The organism is Streptomyces sp. NPDC054932, from assembly GCF_053610205.1.
The window spans coordinates 1-19,265 of record NZ_JBSGXU010000046.1; the positions used below are offsets into that span (position 1 = coordinate 1).

Annotated in this window: 12 protein-coding genes; 8 read left to right on the forward strand and 4 right to left on the reverse strand. The window is 70.9% G+C overall.

What is annotated here, in order from left to right; genetic code table 11:
• Nucleotides 1-28: 28 nt before the first annotated feature.
• Nucleotides 29-517, reverse strand: a complete 489-nt coding sequence (locus ACWGE1_RS15445) for a hypothetical protein (protein WP_453421005.1) — start codon at nt 515-517, stop codon at nt 29-31.
• A 45-nt stretch (nt 518-562) separates the two neighbouring features.
• Nucleotides 563-3,148, reverse strand: coding sequence for a SpoIIE family protein phosphatase (locus ACWGE1_RS15450; protein ID WP_453421006.1), 2,586 nt, complete (start codon nt 3,146-3,148; stop codon nt 563-565).
• 168 nt (nt 3,149-3,316) lie between these two features.
• Here ACWGE1_RS15450 and ACWGE1_RS15455 point away from each other — a divergent pair, with 168 nt between their 5' ends.
• The 8 genes from ACWGE1_RS15455 (at nt 3,317) to ACWGE1_RS15490 (ending at nt 17,165) form a co-directional block, all read left to right on the forward strand.
• Nucleotides 3,317-8,851, forward strand: coding sequence for a HAMP domain-containing protein (locus ACWGE1_RS15455; protein ID WP_453421007.1), 5,535 nt, complete (start codon nt 3,317-3,319; stop codon nt 8,849-8,851).
• Between the two features lie 274 nt (nt 8,852-9,125).
• Nucleotides 9,126-9,809: a response regulator gene (locus tag ACWGE1_RS15460; protein WP_453421008.1), complete on the forward strand. Its 684-nt coding sequence runs from the start codon at nt 9,126-9,128 to the stop codon at nt 9,807-9,809.
• Between the two features lie 115 nt (nt 9,810-9,924).
• Complete coding sequence (locus ACWGE1_RS15465; protein WP_453421009.1) at nt 9,925-12,702, forward strand: DNA translocase FtsK; 2,778 nt, start codon at nt 9,925-9,927, stop codon at nt 12,700-12,702.
• Nucleotides 12,703-12,922: 220 nt separating this feature from the next.
• Entirely contained in the window at nt 12,923-13,819 is an 897-nt protein-coding gene (locus ACWGE1_RS15470) for a helix-turn-helix domain-containing protein (protein ID WP_453421010.1), read from the forward strand.
• 125 nt (nt 13,820-13,944) lie between these two features.
• Nucleotides 13,945-15,447 carry a 30S ribosomal protein S12 methylthiotransferase RimO gene (gene rimO, locus ACWGE1_RS15475; protein WP_453421011.1) on the forward strand — a complete coding sequence of 501 codons (1,503 nt, stop codon included), beginning with the start codon at nt 13,945-13,947 and terminating at the stop codon, nt 15,445-15,447.
• Complete coding sequence (gene pgsA / locus ACWGE1_RS15480) at nt 15,444-16,112, forward strand: CDP-diacylglycerol--glycerol-3-phosphate 3-phosphatidyltransferase (RefSeq protein WP_453421012.1); 669 nt, start codon at nt 15,444-15,446, stop codon at nt 16,110-16,112. Before rimO ends, pgsA begins: the two co-directional genes overlap by 4 nt.
• Before the next feature lie 47 nt (nt 16,113-16,159).
• Nucleotides 16,160-16,675 carry a CinA family protein gene (locus tag ACWGE1_RS15485; RefSeq protein WP_453421036.1) on the forward strand — a complete coding sequence of 172 codons (516 nt, stop codon included), beginning with the start codon at nt 16,160-16,162 and terminating at the stop codon, nt 16,673-16,675.
• Between the two features lie 109 nt (nt 16,676-16,784).
• The gene (locus ACWGE1_RS15490; protein ID WP_030012484.1) at nt 16,785-17,165 is read left to right on the forward strand and encodes a helix-turn-helix domain-containing protein; all 381 of its coding nucleotides are present in this window, start codon (nt 16,785-16,787) and stop codon (nt 17,163-17,165) included.
• Between the two features lie 370 nt (nt 17,166-17,535).
• Here the strand turns inward: ACWGE1_RS15490 and ACWGE1_RS15495 are convergent, their stop codons facing one another.
• Nucleotides 17,536-18,306: an SDR family NAD(P)-dependent oxidoreductase gene (locus tag ACWGE1_RS15495; RefSeq protein ID WP_453421013.1), complete on the reverse strand. Its 771-nt coding sequence runs from the start codon at nt 18,304-18,306 to the stop codon at nt 17,536-17,538.
• A gap of 105 nt (nt 18,307-18,411) precedes the next feature.
• Nucleotides 18,412-19,206 carry an Fpg/Nei family DNA glycosylase gene (locus ACWGE1_RS15500; RefSeq protein ID WP_453421014.1) on the reverse strand — a complete coding sequence of 265 codons (795 nt, stop codon included), beginning with the start codon at nt 19,204-19,206 and terminating at the stop codon, nt 18,412-18,414.
• Between the last annotated feature and the right edge of the window lie 59 nt (nt 19,207-19,265).

Here is a 19,265-nt window from a genome sequence, read left to right on the forward strand (position 1 = left end):
GCCTTATGGCGGGGGCCTTTTTTTTGTTTTATCGGACCCGTGCCGCCGCCGCATCGATGAACGCGGTCAGGGCCTCCTCGAAGCGGGCCTCGATCGCGACGACCTCCTGGAGGTCATCGGCATGGCCGATGGACCCGAGGTGCGTCGAAATCGCGGCCATCAGCGGACGCAGGCCAGGGTCGTCGGCGACGAGACGCAGACGGAAAGCGGCGGCTTCGGCGGCCGCCCCCAGACGGTCGCTGTCCAGCTGGGCGGTCTGGAGTTCCTCGCGGCTGTCCTGGTCCCGCAGGGCCCGCCGCCGGCGGAACCACAGTGTGATCAGCCCGCGTTTGAGTTCGGTGACCGCGGCGGCGTACGCGCTGTACGCGGCGAGCCGCTCCTGCCGGAGCCGTTCCACCCGGCTCACCGCCTCCGCGCGTTCGGCGCTGCGCCGCTGGAACAGGTACGTGCTCCAGGAGCCGATCAGCGTGCCGCCGACGGCGACCGCGCTGGTGAGAACAGCGAGAAGGGTATTCACCCGCAGGAGTCGACCACACGGCCCGCGGAAGCGACAGGGGGCGGGTCAGTCGCCCTTGCGCTGTTCCGGGACGCGGAAGGCCAGGATGGCCATGTCGTCCGAGGCGGGTTCGGCGGCGAAGCGTTCCACTGCCCGCAGGACCCGGGAGGCCACCGCGCCCGCGGTGAGGCCCGTACAGGTGGTCAGGACCTCGGCGAGGCCGTCGTCGCCGAGCATGCGGGTGCCCTCGCGGCGTTCGGTCACGCCGTCCGTGACGCAGAGCAGGACATCACCGGGGTCGAGCGTGAGGGTCTGTTCGTAGAGGTCCAGGTCGTCGATCACGCCCAGCAGGGGCTGCGGGTCCGCGGCAGCGTCGACCTGGCCGTTCGGGCGCAGGCGCAGCGGCAGCGGGTGGCCCGCGCAGACGACCTTCATCAGGGCGCCGCCGTCGGGCTGGGGGTGCAGCTCGCCGTAGAGGAGGGTGAGGAAGCGGCTGCGGGCGCCCTCGTCGAGGATGGCCGCGTTGAGGCGTTCGAGGACCGCCGGGCCGCCGAGGCCCTCGCGGGCGAGCAGGCGCAGTGCGTGCCGGGCGAGGCCGGTGACGGCGGCCGCCTCGGGGCCCGTACCGCAGACGTCGCCGATGGCGAAGCCGTACGCGCCGTCGCGGATCGGGAAGACGTCGTAGAAGTCGCCGCCGACCTCGTTGCCCTCGCCGGCCGCACGGTAGATGACCTCGACCTCCATGCCGGGGATCGCGGGGGAGCCGGGCGGCAGCAGGCTGCGCTGGAGGGAGCGGCTGATCGCGGTGCGCTCGGAGTAGAGGCGGGCGTTGTCGAGGGCCAGGGCGGCCCGGCGGGAGAGGTCCTCGGCGAGTTCGAGGATCTCCTGGCGGAAGTGCTCCTCGCGGGGCTTGCCGAGGGTGAGCAGGCCGATCACGCGGTTGCGGGCGAGGAGGGGCAGGACCACCGTCTCGCCGCCGACCGCGAGGGCCGTCTCCGGCCACGGGCGGGCGCCGGCCTCGCGGACCGGCTCGGGCGGGCTGACCCGGGAGAGCAGGTCCTTGAGCCCGTCGATGCGGTCCTCGTCCTCGTGGAGGACGTAGGAGAGGTACGGGTCGGAGGACTGGTCGGCGATCGTGTAGACGGCGCACCAGGTGGCGAGGGTGGGGACGGTCATCTGGGCCATCAGGGCCAGGGTCTGGTCCCGGTCGAGGGTGCCGGCCAGCAGGTCGGAGGCCTCGACGAGGAAGGAGAGGGAGCCGCGGCGCAGGCGTTCCAGTTCGCCGAGGCGGGCGGACTCGACGGCGAGGGCGATGCGGTCGGCGGCGAACTGGAGGTGCAGGGCCTCTTCGTTGGAGTAGCGGCCGGGGGTTTCCGCGGCGACGCCGAGCGAGCCGGTGAGGCGGCCCTCCACCTTGAGGGGGACGGTGACGGCCGAGCGCATGCCGGTGGCCTCCAGGAGCGGGACGGCTCCGGGGGAGGCGATCAGGTCGTCGTGGACGGCGGGCATGCGGGCGGAGCCGTAGCGGTTGGTGCCGGCCTCCACGGGAACGCGGGCGAAGCGCTGGCGGGTGGAGGGCAGACCGGTGGTTGCGCGGACCTCCAGCTCGGTCTCGTCGTCGGTGGCGAGCAGCAGGAAGGCGGCGTCGGCGTCGAGGAGGTCGCGGGCGCGTTCGACGGTGCGCTGGAGGAGCCCGTCGAGGTCGTCGGGGGCGGGGGAGCCGATGAAGACCTCGAAGGGGTCCGCGGCGCGCGGCTCGGTGAAGTGGCCGCTGTCCGAGGTGGGTACCCGTACCGGGGTCTGGAGCAGGGCGCGCTCGTCGTCGTGGACCAGGAGGCAGACGATGGAGGGTTCGCCGTGGGCGTCGCGGACCCGCAGGTGGGAGGCGAAGACGGGGATGACGCGGCCGTCGGAGCCGCGGACGCCGTAGCTGCCCTCCCAGCGGGACAGACGCAGGGCCTCGGCGATGCCGGTGCCGGTGCCGGGGGTCTGGGGCCAGGCGGCGAGCTCGGCGAGCGGGCGGCCGAGGGCCTTCTCGGCGGGGTGGCCGAAGATGTGCTCGGCGTCCTCGTTCCAGGCGGAGATGGAGTCGTCCGCGTCGATCTGGAGGACGGCGACGCGGACCCGGCTGTCGGCCAGGGGCAGCAGCTGATCGGGGACGACGGGGCCCGCGGAGCGGGTACCGACCGGCCGGTCTGGGAGGTCGAGGCGGAACCACACGTGCTTGTGGGTGGCGGTGTACTCGACGCCCCAGCGGGTGGCGAGGGCGGCGCAGAGCATCAGGCCGCGGCCGTTCTCGCGGTCGGGGTCGGCGTAGGGGCGCTCTCCGGGGTGCTGGAGCGGGAGCTCACGCTCCGGATACCGGTCGGCGACCTCGACCCGTACGCCGCCCTCGGCGCGCAGGCACAGGACCTCGGCCCGGGTGCCGGCGTGGACCACGGCATTGGTGACGAGCTCGCTGGTGAGGACCACCGCGTCGTCGACGATGTCCGCGAAACCCCAGCCGTGCAGGGTGTCGCGGACGAACCCGCGGGCGGCGGCGACCGAGCGCCCGAGGGGATCGAAGCTGGCAGCCGCCCGTGCCGTGATCACGAGTCTCCTTCGACGCGGTTGGACATCGGGTGCCAGGTTACTTACCTTCGCGGTCGGCATGGTGCCGTCGTCGGGGATTCCACCCGCAGGGTACGGCGGGTGTGCGATGGTGCCGAAGTGTTATGGCCGGGTTCGGCCAGGGTGAAACACTGGGCAGGCTTGCAGAGCCGGCTTGTGATGAGTCAGGCGTCCGGTGGAAGAGTGGTCGACCCTTTCGGGAGGGACACGGTGGAGTCTGGCGCAGCGGTGCGGCGTACGGGAACGCGGCCGAAGGGCGGACGTTCCCGGCGCAGTGGCACGACGGAGGTCGATACCGCCGCTCTGAACCGGCTGCTCACGGCCCTGGTGTCGATGCGGGACGGGAACTTCCGCAAGCGGCTGACGGTGTCCGGCGAGGGCGTGATGGCGGAGATCGCCGCCGTCTACAACGAGGTCGCCGACCGCAATCTCCACCTGACCGGGGAGCTGTCCCGGGTGCGGCGGATGGTGGGCCGCGAGGGCAAGCTGAGCGAACGGCTGGAAACAGGCGCCTGTGAGGGCTCCTGGGCGGCCGCGATCGATGCCTCGAACCAGTTGGTGGACGATCTGGCCCGGCCGGTGTCCGAGGTGGGCCGGGTGCTGTCGGCGGTGGCCGAGGGCGATCTGGACCAGCGGATGGATCTGCGGACGCAGGCGGCCGAGGGGGCCGGGCATCCGCTGCGCGGGGAGTTCCTGAAGGTCGGGCGTACGGTCAACAACCTGGTCGACCAACTGTCCGCGTTCACCGACGAGGTGACGCGCGTGGCGCTGGAGGTGGGTACCGAGGGCAAGCTCGGTGGCCAGGCGCAGGTACGCGGAATGTCGGGTTCCTGGAAGGACCTGACCGACTCCGTCAACACGATGGCGTACCGGCTCACCGCGCAGGTGCGTGATATCGCTCTCGTCACGACGGCGGTGGCCAAGGGCGATCTGTCGCGCAAGGTCACGGTGCACGTGGCCGGCGAGATGCTCCAGCTGAAGAACACCGTGAACACGATGGTGGACCAGCTGTCGTCCTTCTCCTCCGAGGTGACCCGTGTCGCCCGCGAGGTGGGTACGGAAGGCGAGCTGGGCGGCCAGGCGAAGGTGCCCGGGGTCGCGGGCGTGTGGAAGGACCTGACCGACTCGGTCAACACCATGGCCGGGAACCTGACGGCCCAGGTGCGCGGGATCGCGCAGGTGACGACGGCGGTCGCGAACGGCGACCTGTCGCAGAAGGTACGGGTCAGCGCGCGCGGCGAGGTGGCGCAGCTGGCCGAAACGATCAATCAGATGACCGAGACGCTGCGGACCTTCGCGGACGAGGTCACGCGGGTGGCCAGCGAGGTCGGGGCCAAGGGTCTGCTCGGCGGTCAGGCGCAGGTGCCGGGTGCCGCGGGGACGTGGAAGGACCTCACGGACTCGGTGAACACGGTCTTCCGCAACCTCACCACGCAGGTGCGGGACATCGCGCAGGTGACGACGGCGGTGGCCAACGGTGACCTGTCGCAGAAGGTCACGGTCGACGTGGCCGGCGAGATGCTGGAGTTGAAGAACACCGTCAACACGATGGTGGACCAACTGTCCTCCTTCGGCGCGGAAGTGACGCGTGTGGCCCGCGAGGTCGGCGTCGAGGGTGAGCTCGGCGGCCAGGCGCAGGTGCCGGGTGCCGCGGGGACGTGGAAGGACCTCACCGACTCGGTGAACACCGCCTTCCGCAACCTCACGGGTCAGGTGCGCAACATCGCGCAGGTGACGACGGCGGTGGCCAACGGCGACCTGTCGCAGAAGGTCACGGTGGACGTCTCCGGTGAGATGCTCCAGCTGAAGAACACCGTGAACACGATGGTGGACCAGCTGTCCTCCTTCGCGGACCAGGTCACGCGGATGGCGCGGGACGTGGGTACGGAGGGCCGGCTCGGCGGCCAGGCCCGGGTGGAGGGGGTTTCGGGCACCTGGAAGGAGCTCACCGACTCCGTCAACTTCATGGCCGGGAACCTGACGTCGCAGGTGCGCCAGATCGCGCAGGTGACGACGGCGGTGGCCCGGGGCGACCTGTCCCAGAAGATCGACGTGGACGCCCGGGGCGAGATCCTGGAGCTGAAGAACACCATCAACACGATGGTCGACCAGCTCTCGGCCTTCGCCGAGCAGGTGACCCGGGTGGCACGGGACGTGGGTACGGAGGGCCGGCTCGGCGGTCAGGCGCAGGTGCCCGGGGTGGCCGGCGTATGGCGTGACCTGACGGATTCCGTGAACGGCATGGCCGGGAACCTGACCTCGCAGGTGCGCAACATCGCCCAGGTCGCGACGGCCGTGGCGCGCGGTGACCTCTCGCAGAAGATCGACGTGGACGCCCGGGGCGAGATCCTGGAGCTGAAGAACACCCTCAACACCATGGTCGACCAGCTCTCGAACTTCGCGGAGCAGGTGACGCGGGTGGCTCGTGAGGTGGGTACCGAGGGCATCCTCGGCGGCCAGGCGGAGGTGAAGGGGGTCTCCGGTACCTGGAAGGACCTCACGCAGTCCGTCAACTTCATGGCGAACAACCTGACGTCCCAGGTGCGCAACATCGCCGAGGTGACCACGGCGGTGGCCATGGGCGACCTCTCCAAGAAGATCACGGTCGACGCCAAGGGCGAGATCCTCGAACTGGTCACCACCGTCAACACGATGGTGGACCAGCTGTCGTCGTTCGCGGAGCAGGTGACGCGGGTGGCCCGTGAGGTGGGCTCCGAGGGCATCCTCGGCGGTCAGGCCCGGGTGCGCGGGGTGACGGGCATCTGGAAGGACCTGACCGACAACGTCAACCTGATGGCCAACAACCTGACCTCCCAGGTGCGCAACATCTCCCAGGTCTCGGCGGCGGTCGCCAACGGCGATCTGACGAAGAAGGTCACGGTCGAGGCGCGCGGCGAGGTCGCGCAGCTCGCCGACACCGTCAACACGATGGTGAAGACCCTGTCGTCCTTCGCGGACGAGGTGACCCGGGTGGCCCGTGAGGTGGGTACGGAGGGACGCCTGGGGGGTCAGGCGCACGTGCCGGGCGTCTCGGGGACGTGGAAGGACCTCACCGACTCGGTGAACTTCATGGCCTCCAACCTCACCGGTCAGGTGCGGCAGATCGCCATGGTCACGACCGCCATCGCCAAGGGCGACATGACCAAGAAGATCGACATCGATGCCCGGGGCGAGATCCTGGAGCTCAAGACCACCATCAACACGATGGTCGACCAGCTGTCCTCCTTCGCCGACCAGGTGACCCGGGTGGCCCGCGAGGTGGGCACCGAGGGCATCCTGGGCGGTCAGGCCCGGGTCCGGGACGTCGACGGCACCTGGCGGGACCTGACCGAGTCCGTGAACGAGATGGCCGGGAACCTCACCCGGCAGGTGCGCGCGATCGCGGCCGTGGCCACCGCGGTGACCCGCGGCGACCTCAACCTGAAGATCGACGTGGACGCGGCGGGCGAGATCCAGGTCCTTCAGGACAACATCAACACGATGATCGCGAACCTGCGCGACACCACCCTGGCCAACAAGGAGCAGGACTGGCTCAAGGGCAACCTGGCCCGGATCTCCGCCCTGATGCAGGGCCGCCGGGAGCTCGACGACGTCGCCTCGCTGATCATGAGCGAGCTGACCCCGGTGGTATCGGCGCAGCACGGCGCCTTCTTCCTGGCCCTGCCGGCCGGCGGCACCACCGAGATCGGGACGGACGGGGGCGCCGACGGCTCGTACGAGCTGCGGATGCGCGGGAGTTACGCGTACGCGGGCGGCCAGATGCCGATCTCCTTCCGGCCGGGGGAGGGCCTGATCGGGGCGGTCGCCGAGGAGAAGCGGATGATCCTCGTCGAGAACACCCCGCCGGGTTACCTGAAGATCTCCTCGGGTCTGGGCGAGGCGCCGCCGGCGCACGTGATCGTGCTGCCGGTGCTCTTCGAGGGGAAGGTGCTCGGCGTCATCGAGCTGGCGTCCTTCACGCCCTTCACGCAGATCCAGAAGGACTTCCTCAGCCAGATCGCCGAGATGATCGGTACGAGCGTCAACACCATCAGCGTCAACTCCAAGACGGAGATGCTGCTGAAGCAGTCGCAGGAGATGACCGAGCAGCTGCGCGAGCGCTCCGACGAGCTGGAGAACCGGCAGAAGGCCCTGCAGGCCGCCAATGCGGAGCTGGAAGAGAAGGCCGAGCTGCTGGCCCAGCAGAACCGGGACATCGAGGTGAAGAACACCGAGATCGAGGAGGCCCGGCAGGTCCTGGAGGAGCGTGCCGAGCAGCTCGCGGTCTCGATGCGCTACAAGTCCGAGTTCCTGGCGAACATGTCGCACGAGCTGCGCACGCCGCTCAACTCGCTGCTGATCCTGGCCAAGCTGCTCGCCGACAACGCTGACGGGAACCTCTCGCCGAAGCAGGTGGAGTTCGCCGAGACCATCCACGGCGCGGGTTCGGACCTGCTGCAGCTGATCAACGACATCCTCGACCTGTCGAAGGTCGAGGCGGGCAAGATGGACGTCTCGCCGACCCGGATCGCACTGGTCCAGCTCGTGGACTACGTGGAGGCGACCTTCCGGCCGCTCACGGCGGAGAAGGGCCTGGACTTCTCGGTGCGGGTCTCCCCGGAGCTGCCCGCCACCCTGCACACCGACGAGCAGCGGCTGCTCCAGGTGTTGCGCAACCTGCTGTCGAACGCGGTGAAGTTCACCGACAGCGGCGCGGTGGAGCTGGTGATCCGGCCGGCCGGTGCCGATGTGCCGACGGCCATCCGCGAGCAGCTCCTGGAGGCCGGTTCGCTGCGGGAGGCGGACGCGGATCTGATCGCCTTCTCGGTCACGGACACCGGGATCGGGATCGCGGCGAGCAAGATGCTGGTGATCTTCGAGGCGTTCAAGCAGGCGGACGGGACGACGAGCCGCAAGTACGGCGGAACCGGCCTGGGGCTGTCCATCAGCCGGGAGATCGCCCGGCTGCTGGGCGGCGAGATCCATGCGGCCAGCGAGCCCGGCCGCGGGTCCACCTTCACGCTGTACCTGCCGCTGCACCCGAGCGAGCTCCCGCCGCAGGGGTACGCGCCGCCGACGCCCGGTGGTGCCCGCGGCGAGCTGTACCGCAGGGCGCAGGACGGGGGGCGGCCCGCACTGCCGGGGACCAAGGCCGGGCCCGCCCCCGTACCGTCCGTGCAGGCCCAGCCGGTACGGCCGGCGCTGTCGGCGGCCGAGCCGGCCGGGCAGGGGCAGGGGGGCGGGGCGGCGCTGTTCCGGAGGCGGCGCAAGGCGGCGAGTGATCTGGAGCCGCGCACGGCGGTGCCGGGGCAGCCGAACGCAGTGGGGGCCGAGGACGGCTGGGGCAGCGCGGAGGAGGAGCTTCCGGTGGTGCCCCGGACGTACGACTTCCACGGGGAGAGGGTGCTCATCGTGGACGACGACGTTCGCAACGTCTTCGCGCTCACCAGCGTGCTGGAACAGCACGGACTGGCCGTGCTGTACGCGGAGAACGGGCGGGAGGGCATCGAAGTCCTGGAGCAGCACGACGATGTGACGGTCGTACTGATGGACATCATGATGCCCGAGATGGACGGGTACGCGACGACCTCGGCGATCCGGCGGATGCCGCAGTTCGCGGGGCTGCCGATCATCGCGCTGACGGCCAAGGCGATGAAGGGGGACCGGGAGAAGGCGATCGACTCCGGTGCTTCCGACTACGTCACCAAGCCGGTCGATCCCGACTACCTGCTGTCGGTGATGGAGCAGTGGATGCGCGGCAAGTGATCGCCGGGAGAGCGGACGGGCGCGGGTGGCCGACCCAACGTGCCCGAAGCGGTGTGGGAGCGCGGTGAACGGGGAACCTTCTGCTCTCCCACCACGTTTCTGCTTCGTGCACAGTGACATCTTGGTGACAGGGTGTGGCGATCTCGGGACTGGGGCTACGGTGACCGGCACAAGGACGGACGGCGCAAGGATGCCGTCCTCTGGGGCGGGGCCCGGCGCACAGGCCGGAGCCAGGAGCCGGGGAGGCCCCGTGCCGGGGCGAGGAGGACAGGGCATGGTGCAGAAGGCCAAGATCCTCCTGGTCGACGACCGGCCGGAGAATCTGCTGGCGCTGGAGGCCATCCTCTCCGCGCTCGATCAGACACTGGTCCGGGCGTCGTCGGGGGAGGAAGCGCTCAAGGCGCTGCTGACGGACGATTTCGCGGTCATCCTGCTGGATGTCCAGATGCCGGGCATGGACGGATTCGAAACGGCCGCGCACATCAAGCGGCGGGAACGGACCCGGGACATCCCGATCATCTTCCTCACCGCGATCAACCACGGTCCGCACCACACGTTCCGCGGCTACGCGGCGGGTGCGGTCGACTACATCTCCAAGCCCTTCGACCCGTGGGTGCTGCGGGCCAAGGTGTCGGTCTTCGTGGAGCTGTACACGAAGAACTGCCAACTGCGCGAGCAGGCGGCCCTGCTGCGGCTCCAGCTGGAGGGCGGCAGCTCCAACGGCATGGACGCGAGCAAGGAGACGGCCGGACTGCTGGCCGAGCTCTCCGCGCGGCTCGCGGCGGTCGAGGAGCAGGCCGAGGCGCTGACCAAGCAGCTCGGCGAGGATTCGGCGGACCCGGGCGTGGTGGCGACCGCGGCGCACCTGGAGCGCAAACTCACCGGACTGCGGCGGGCGCTCGACGCACTGGAGCCCGGCACCGCCGGAGGGGCTCCGGCTCTGCCTGCGCAGAACTGACCGTGCTCGGGTCGGTACTGGCGGTGCGTCAAAGCGCCTACGGAGCCGACGACACGAACGGGTGAAGGGGTGGGCACGCGTGTCCACCGGCGCGCGCAACGGTAACCTCGGGCCCATGGCCTCAAGTACGTCCGGTAAGGGTTCCCAGAGCACCGCGGGCACCGCGAAGGGCCGCACCGGCCGTACGACGGCGCCGGCGAAGAAGGCGGCGCCCGCGCGCAAGCCGCCCGCGAAGAAGGCCGCGGCCGCCAAGCGCGCCCCGGCCAAGAAGGCCGCGGCAAAGCCCGCGCCCTCGCCGACCGGGGGCGTGGTGCGGCTGGTGCGCGCCCTCTGGCTCGGCTGTGCGCACGCCGTCGGCGCCGTCTTCCGCGGGATCGGCCAGGGGGCCAAGAATCTCGACCCCGCCCACCGCAAGGACGGCGTCGCGCTGCTGCTGCTCGCCCTCGCGCTGATCGTCGCCGCGGGTACCTGGTCGAATCTGAGCGGTCCTGTCGGTGATCTGGTCACGATGCTGATCACCGGTCTCTTCGGACGGCTGGACCTGCTCGTGCCGATCCTGCTGGGTGTCATGGCGGTGCGTTTCATCCGCCATCCCGAGCAGAGCGATGCCAACGGCCGCATCGGCATCGGGCTGTCCGCCCTCGTCATCGGGATCCTCGGTCTGGTCCACATCGCCTGCGGGGCGCCGGGCCGCGACGAGGGCACCACCGCGATGCAGAACGCGGGCGGGCTCATCGGCTGGGGCGCCTCCAAGCCGCTGATCTTCACCATGGGTGCGCCGCTGGCCGTGCCCATGCTGGTACTGCTGACGATCTTCGGGCTGCTCGTGGTCACCGCGACCCCGGTCAACGCGATCCCGCAGCGGCTGCGCCGCCTCGGCATCCGGCTCGGGATCGTCGCCCCGAACGAGTACGACGAGGGCTACGGCGACGAGGCCGAGGGCGCCGCCGGTGACCGGCACGACCCGGAGCGGTGGCGGGCCCGTACGGGAGCCGACGCGGGCTCCGGGGACCCGGTGGACGAGGCCGAGGAGGAGGCGCTCGCCCGGCGGCGCAGGCCGCGCAGGTCCTCGGCCCGGTCGGGCGCGGAGCGGGAGATGGACGCCGTCGACGTGGCCGCGGCGGCCGCCGCCGCGCTGGACGGGGTGGTCTACGGCGGAATGCCGCCCTCCCCGCTCGTCGCCGACCTCACGCAGGGGATCACCGTCGAGCGGGAGGGCGCGGAGGCCACCGCTGCGGTGCCGACCGCCCGCGGGGAGCGTCCCGTACCGGCCGCCGCTCCCGCCACCCCCGAGGAGCGGCCGCCGCACGCCACCACCGCCGCCGCCTCGGGGACGCTGTCGGTGCCCGACCTGACCAAGGCCCCGCCGGAGCCCCAGGCGCTGCCGCCGCGCGCCGAGCAGCTCCAGCTGCGCGGGGACATCACGTACGCCCTGCCCTCGCTCGACCTGCTGGAGAAGGGCGGGCCCGGCAAGACCCGCAGCGCCGCCAACGACGCGGTCGTCGCCTCGCTGCGCAACGTGTTCACCGAGTTCAAGGTCGACGCGGACGTCACCGGCTTCACCCGCGGGCCGACCGTCACCCGGTACGAGGTCACGCTCGGCGCTGCGGTCAAGGTCGAGCGGATCACCGCGCTGACCAAGAACATCGCCTACGCCGTGGCCTCGCCGGACGTGCGGATCATCAGCCCGATCCCGGGCAAGTCCGCGGTCGGCATCGAGATCCCGAACACCGACCGCGAGATGGTCAACCTGGGTGACGTACTGCGCCTCGCGGACGCGGCCGAGGACGACCACCCGATGCTGGTGGCGCTCGGCAAGGACGTCGAGGGCGGCTACGTCATGGCCAACCTCGCCAAGATGCCGCACGTGCTGGTCGCCGGCGCCACCGGCTCCGGCAAGTCCTCCTGCATCAACTGCCTGATCACCTCCGTCATGGTCCGGGCCACCCCGGAGGACGTCCGGATGGTGCTCGTGGACCCCAAGCGGGTCGAGCTGACGGCGTACGAGGGCATCCCGCACCTGATCACACCGATCATCACCAACCCCAAGCGGGCCGCCGAGGCGCTCCAGTGGGTCGTGCGCGAGATGGACCTGCGCTACGACGACCTGGCCGCCTTCGGCTACCGGCACATCGACGACTTCAACCAGGCCATCCGGGACGGCAAGATCAAGCTGCCGCCGGGCAGTGAGCGGGAGCTCAGCCCCTACCCGTACCTGCTGGTGATCGTCGACGAGCTGGCCGACCTGATGATGGTCGCCCCGCGCGACGTCGAGGACTCGATCGTCCGGATCACCCAGCTGGCCCGGGCGGCCGGCATCCACCTGGTGCTCGCCACCCAGCGGCCCTCGGTGGACGTGGTCACCGGACTCATCAAGGCGAACGTGCCCTCGCGCCTCGCCTTCGCCACCTCCTCGCTCGCCGACAGCCGGGTCATCCTCGACCAGCCGGGTGCCGAGAAGCTGATCGGCAAGGGCGACGGGCTGTTCCTGCCGATGGGCGCGAACAAACCGGTCCGGCTCCAGGGCGCCTTCGTCACCGAGGACGAGATCGCCGGGATCGTCCAGCACTGCAAGGACCAGATGGCCCCCGTCTTCCGGGAGGACGTCACCGTCGGGCAGAAGCAGAAGAAGGAGATCGACGAGGACATCGGCGACGACCTGGACCTGCTGTGCCAGGCGGCGGAGCTGGTGGTCTCGACGCAGTTCGGGTCCACCTCGATGCTCCAGCGCAAGCTGCGGGTGGGATTCGCGAAGGCCGGGCGGCTCATGGACCTCATGGAGTCGCGGGGAATCGTCGGGCCGAGCGAGGGTTCGAAAGCACGGGACGTCCTGCTGAAGGCCGATGACCTGGACGGAGTGCTCGCCGTCATCCGCGGTGAGGCCCATCCGTAATGAAATCGCGAGCAACCGTTTCCCTTGGGTCCGCGTCAAGTTGAAGAGAGGTGGCGGTGCCTCGCACGAGATCGCACACAGCGTCGGGCCGCCGCACCGGGGAGGGCCTCCCTTTGCCATTCGGATGGCGTAGGAAGTGCACCCTCCGGTTGCTCCACCCTTTCGTCACCCCCCTAGACTGGACTTCCAGCAGGTGGCTACACGCTCGAAAGGCGCCCACGTGTCCATCGGCAACTCCAACTCCCCCGAAGAAGAGCGGCCTTCGACCGACGACCGGTCCGAGGACCGCCTCGTCGAACGTCCCGTCGAAGGACCGTCCATCGGGACGGCCCTCAAGAAGGCCCGGATCGCCGCCGGGCTCACAGTCGACGAGGTCAGTTCCACCACCCGCGTGCGCATCCCGATCGTGCACGCGATCGAAGAGGACGACTTCACGCGGTGCGGCGGCGACGTCTACGCCCGCGGTCACATCCGTACGCTCGCCCGCGCCGTGGGCCTCGACCCGGCACCCCTGGTCGAGAGCTACGACGCGGCCCACGGCGGCCGGCCGGCACCCACGCCCGCCGCTCCGATGTTCGACGCCGAGCGGATCCGCCCCGAGCGGCAGCGGCCCAACTGGACCGCTGCCATGGTCGCCGCCATCGTCGCCGTCATCGGTTTCGTGGGCTTCACCGCCTTCAGCGGTGGCGACGACAAGGACAAGCGCCCGGTGGCGGAAGGTTCCGCCTCGCCCAAGCCCGCACCCAAGCAGACCGGCGCCAAGCCGGTCGCCCAACCCCAGCAGACCCCGCAGGCACCCAAGCCGGAGCCCTCGGACAGTGCCATCGCCGCCGCGCCCAAGGACCTCGTCACCGTGGTCCTGACGGCCGACTCGGGCGAGAGCTGGATCTCCGCGAAGGACTCCACCGGCCGGCTGCTCTTCGACGGCACCCTCGTGCAGGGTGAGTCCAAGACCTTCACGGACAAGGAGTCCGTCGACCTCGTGCTCGGCGACGCCGGGGCCGTGAAGCTCTTCGTGAACGGCAAGGAGATCAAGGACGACTTCCAGTCGGGTCAGGTGGAACGTCTGAAATACACCAAGGCCGACCCCGTCCAGGACCAGCCCCAGGCGGGCTGATGCGGGTCCGCCCTAGGGCGGAAGGCTTGATCCGGATCCCCGGGGTGCTGCGCCGCACCCCGGGGATCTTGCTGTACGGGGACTTGCGGCTGGGGCCGACGCCGGGACGAAGTAGTCTTGAGTCCATGCCCGAACGCCGTACCGTCGCCCTTGTCACTCTTGGCTGCGCCCGTAACGAGGTGGACTCGGAGGAGCTCGCAGGCCGCTTGGCGGCGGATGGCTGGGAGCTCGTCGAGGACGCCGCCGATGCGGACGTAGCCGTCGTCAACACCTGTGGCTTCGTCGAAGCCGCCAAAAAGGACTCCGTAGACGCCCTCCTGGAAGCCAACGATCTCAAGGATCACGGCAAGACCCAGGCCGTCGTCGCCGTCGGCTGTATGGCCGAGCGCTACGGCAAGGAACTCGCCGAAGCGCTCCCCGAGGCCGACGGAGTCCTCGGTTTCGACGACTACGCCGACATCTCCGACCGCCTCCAGACCATCCTCAACGGCGGCATCCACGCCTCCCACACCCCGCGGGACCGGCGCAAGCTGCTGCCGATCAGCCCGGCCGCACGCCAGGACGCCGAGGTCTCCCTCCCGGGCCACGCCCAGTCGGCGCCCGCCGAGGAGCCGGCCGAGGCCCCCGCCGACCTGCCGGACGGGCTCGCCCCCGCCTCGGGCCCGCGCGCGCCCCTGCGCCGCCGCCTGGACAAGAGCCCCGTCGCCTCGGTCAAGCTGGCCTCCGGCTGCGACCGGCGCTGCTCGTTCTGCGCCATCCCGTCCTTCCGCGGCTCCTTCATCTCGCGCCGTCCCAGTGACGTGCTGGGCGAGACCCGCTGGCTCGCCGAGCAGGGCGTCAAGGAGATCATGCTGGTCTCCGAGAACAACACCTCGTACGGCAAGGACCTCGGCGACATCCGGCTGCTGGAGACCCTGCTGCCGGAGCTGGCCGAGGTGGACGGCATCGAGCGCGTCCGCGTCAGCTACCTCCAGCCCGCCGAGATGCGGCCCGGCCTGATCGACGTACTCACCTCGACCCCCAAGGTCGTGCCGTACTTCGACCTGTCCTTCCAGCACTCGGCCCCCGACGTGCTGCGCGCCATGCGCCGCTTCGGTGACACCGACCGCTTCCTGGAGCTGCTGGACACCATCCGCTCCAAGGCCCCGACGGCCGGCGTCCGCTCCAACTTCATCGTCGGCTTCCCCGGCGAGAAGGAATCGGACTTCGCCGAGCTGGAGCGTTTCCTCACCAACGCGCGCCTCGACGCCATCGGTGTCTTCGGCTACTCCGACGAGGACGGCACCGAGGCCGTCACCTACGAGAACAAGCTGGACGAGGACACGATCGCCGAGCGGCTCGCGCACATGCAGCGGCTCGCCGAGGAGCTCACCTCGCAGCGTGCCGAGGAGCGCATCGGGGAGACCCTGGAAGTACTCGTGGAGACCGTGGAAGCGGTCGACGAGGACGGCGAGGGCGCCTACGGGCGCGCCGCGCACCAGGCGCCCGAAACGGACGGCCAGGTGGTCTTCACGGACAGCACGGGCCTGGTCCCGGGGCGTATCGTCACGGCAAAGGTGGTCGGCACCCTGGGCGTGGACCTGGTGGCCGAGCCCCTCGGCATGGATCTTGAGGAGGCGGCCGGATGACCGGAGTCCCGGCATCTGCGGCGAACGGGACCGGCCGCCGGCCCGTACCCGGCGCGAAGCTGGGGGCCGCGGCGGTCAATCAGGCCAGCCTGTGGAACATCGCCAACATCCTGACGATGATCCGGCTCGTGCTGGTGCCGGGCTTCGTCGTCCTGCTGCTCGCCGACGGCGGCTACGACCCGGCCTGGCGGGCCTGGGCCTGGGCGGCGTTCGCCGTCGCCATGATCACGGACATCTTCGACGGGCACCTCGCCCGGACGTACAACCTGGTCACGGACTTCGGCAAGATCGCCGACCCCATCGCCGACAAGGCGATCATGGGGTCGGCGCTGATCTGTCTCTCCTGGCTGGGTGACCTCCCGTGGTGGGTGACCGGGGTGATCCTCGGACGTGAGCTCGGGATCACGCTGCTGCGTTTCTGGGTCATCCGCTACGGAGTGATTCCGGCCAGCCGCGGCGGCAAGATGAAGACCCTGGCCCAGGGCACGGCCGTGGGCATGTACGTACTCGCACTGACCGGGGCGCTGGCGACCATGCGCTTCTGGGTGATGGCGCTCGCCGTCGTGCTGACCGTCGTCACCGGTTTGGACTACATCCGGCAGGCGGTCGTGCTCCGCCGCCAGGGTCTCGCCGAGGAGCGGGCTGCGGAGCGGGCCGCGCAGTGATCCATGCGGCGGGGGATTCTCCGGCGGCGCAAGCCGGTTCCGGAGCGGTGGAAGCGGTGGGAGTGGCTGCGGATGCGCTGCGCCTGCTTGCGGAGAGTGACCAGACCCTCGCTGTTGCCGAATCGCTGACCGGCGGCATGGTGGCCGCCGAACTCACGGCCGTCCCCGGCGCTTCCCGGTCATTCCGCGGCTCGGTCACGGCGTACGCGACGGAGATCAAGCACCTGGTCCTCGGGGTGGACGCGGGACTGCTTCAGGCCGAAGGCGCGGTGAACGCGCAGGTCGCGGGGGAGATGGCGGCCGGAGTGCGACGGGTGATGGGCGCTTCGTGGGGAATCGCGACCACCGGGGTGGCCGGTCCGGAGCCCCAGGACGGGCAGCCGGTAGGCACCGTTTTCGTCGCCGTGGACGGTCCGGGGGGCAGGAAAACGGTCCGTCTGAGGTTGAAAGGCTCCCGCGCGGAAATCCGTAGGGAGAGTGCACGCACAGTGCTCGGGCTTCTCTCGGACCAACTCCGTGAGAATGCGCGGAGGCAGGATACGGAACAGAACGGGGGGATTTGATGTTTGCAGCCCTGAGTGAACACGACATCGCTCCCCGCACGGCCGCGGCGCGAGGCGGTACGGTGGGGCGTGAAGGATGCGGCTACACGGTCAGAGGAGGGAGCCACCGATGATTCTGCTCCGTCGCCTGCTGGGTGACGTGCTGCGTCGGCAGCGCCAGCGCCAGGGCCGTACTCTGCGCGAAGTCTCCTCGTCGGCCCGAGTTTCTCTCGGCTATCTCTCCGAGGTGGAGCGGGGGCAGAAGGAGGCATCCTCCGAGCTGCTCTCCGCGATCTGCGACGCGTTGGACGTACGGATGTCCGAGCTGATGCGCGAAGTCAGTGACGAATTGTCGCTGGCCGAGCTGGCACAGTCGGCCGCGGCAAGCGAACCGGTGAGTGTGCCGGTACGCCCGATGCTCAATTCGGTCTCCATGGCTTCGGTCACGGGTGGACCGGAGCGGGTGACCATCAAGGCGCCTGCGGAAGCGGTGAATGTCGTAGCCGCGTGAGCGAGCTTGTGCGTGTTTGAGCGTGGCCGGAGCCCCGGCCGGTGCCTGGTGCACCGGCCGGGGCTCCCGGCCGTTCTGGGTGCGGTGGCGCGGGGGGTGCGGGAGGATGGGGCCGTCCGGGTTCCGGCCCCTGGGAGGTGGCCCGTGCGGCGGTTGCTGCGGATACCCGCGGTGTCGGCCCTCGCGCTGACGGTGGGGGCGCTGTGGTGGTGGGCCGTGCTGCGGCTGCTGCTGGTGCCCGCCGAGGCCGGGGCCGTGGAGGGCGCGGTGGCAGTGGGCGGCTGGGGGCTCGGGCTGCTGCCGGTGCACTGTGTGCCGGGCCCGGTGCGGAAGGCACGGCGGTCGACGTCGCTGCGGGCGGCCGACGGGGCTACCAGGGCATGGACACCCCACCGTTCGGGCGAAGGATCTGGCCCGTCATGAAGGACGAGGCGTCCGAGGCCAGGTAGAGCACGGCCCGGGCGATGTCCTCGGGCTCGCCGACCCGGCGCAGCGGGGACATGCGGACCATCGCCGCCTCGGTCTGTTCCTGGACCTCGGGGCTGTGGCGGCCGGTCATCGGGGTGCGGATCCACCCCGGGGCGACGGCGTTGACCCGTATGCCGTGCGGGCCCGCCTCGGTGGCGAGGGTCTTGGTCAGCTGGACGACGGCGGCCTTGGCGGCGCTGTAGCAGAGCAGGCCGGGCTGGGCGGCGTCCACGGCCCCCGAGGCCATGGTGACGATCGAGCCGGGGCGGCCTGCGGCGATCATGGAGCGGGCGGCCTCCTGGCAGGTGCGCAGGACCCCCTTGAAATTGATGTCCAGGATCCGGTCGAGGTCCTCGTCGGCGGTCTCCAGGACGCTGCTCGTGTGCATGACCCCGGCGATGGCGGCCGTGATGTCGAGCGGGCCCGCCGCGGTCACGGCAGCCCGGAGGGCGGCCCGGTCGGTGACGTCGAGGGGGTGGACGGTGGCGGCGCCGCCGGCCTTGGTGACGAGGGCGGCCGTCTCGGTGAGGCCCTGCTCGTCGCGGTCCGCGCAGTGCACGTGGGCTCCCGCCTCGGCGAGGAGGACGGCGGTGGCGCGGCCGATGCCGCTGGCGGCGCCGGTGATCAGGGCGGTGCGGCCGGTGAGACCGTACGGGGCTGTGGGTGTGGGCATGCGGGGACCGTACGACTGGATCTGACGGACCGTCAATCGGTGTGCCCGGCCGCTGTCCGGGTGCTTCCGGTCGTGTCCGTGCGCTTCCTGACGCCCCGACACGTCCTACGGGGTCGGTCCCGACTGGCAGCGGGGGCACCAGTAGGTGGGGCGGCCGTCCTGCGGGGCCTCGCGGACGGGAGTGCCGCAGCGCAGGCAGGGGCGGTGCGTGCGGCCGTAGACGAAGAGGTCCTGGCCCGGGCGGCGGCTCCCGGTCGTGTTGCGGGGGCCCGGCCGCTCCCCGGTGTTCGCGGACAGCAGGCGGTGCGCGGCGGAGGCCAGCCGGGGGAGGGCCGCCCCGGGGAGCGCGCCGACCGGGGTCCACGGGGTGACCTGGGCGAGGAAGCAGAGCTCGGCCTTGTAGATGTTGCCGATCCCGGCGAGGTTGCGCTGGTCGAGCAGGGCCTCGCCGAGGGCCCGCTCGGGGGCGGCGAGGAGATGGGCGGCGGCGAGGTCGGGATCCCAGTCCGGGCCGAGGACGTCGGGGCCGAGGTGGCCCACGACGCGGTCCTCCTCGGCGGTGCGGATCAGCTCCAGGACGGGGAGGCGGTAGCCGACGGCGGTGTGGTCGGCCGTGCCGAGGACGGCCCGGATCTCGTACGCGGGTCCGCCGTGCCACTTCTCGCCGGAGGTGAAGACGTGCCAGGCGCCGTCCATGCGGAGGTGGCTGTGCAGGGTGAGGCCGCCCTCGAAGCGGGCGAGGAGGTGTTTGCCGCGGGGGGTGACGTCGAGGGTGACGCGGCCGGTGAGGTCGGCGGTGGCGAAGCGGGGGACGCGCAGGTCGCTGCGGGTGAGCGTGCGGCCTGCCAGGGCGGCGTGGAGCCGGGTCGCCGCGCGCCGGATGCTGTCGCCTTCGGGCATGCCCTCATTGTGCGCTCCCCGGGGCCCTGCGGCGGCCGGGCCTGCCGCAGGGTCCTGGG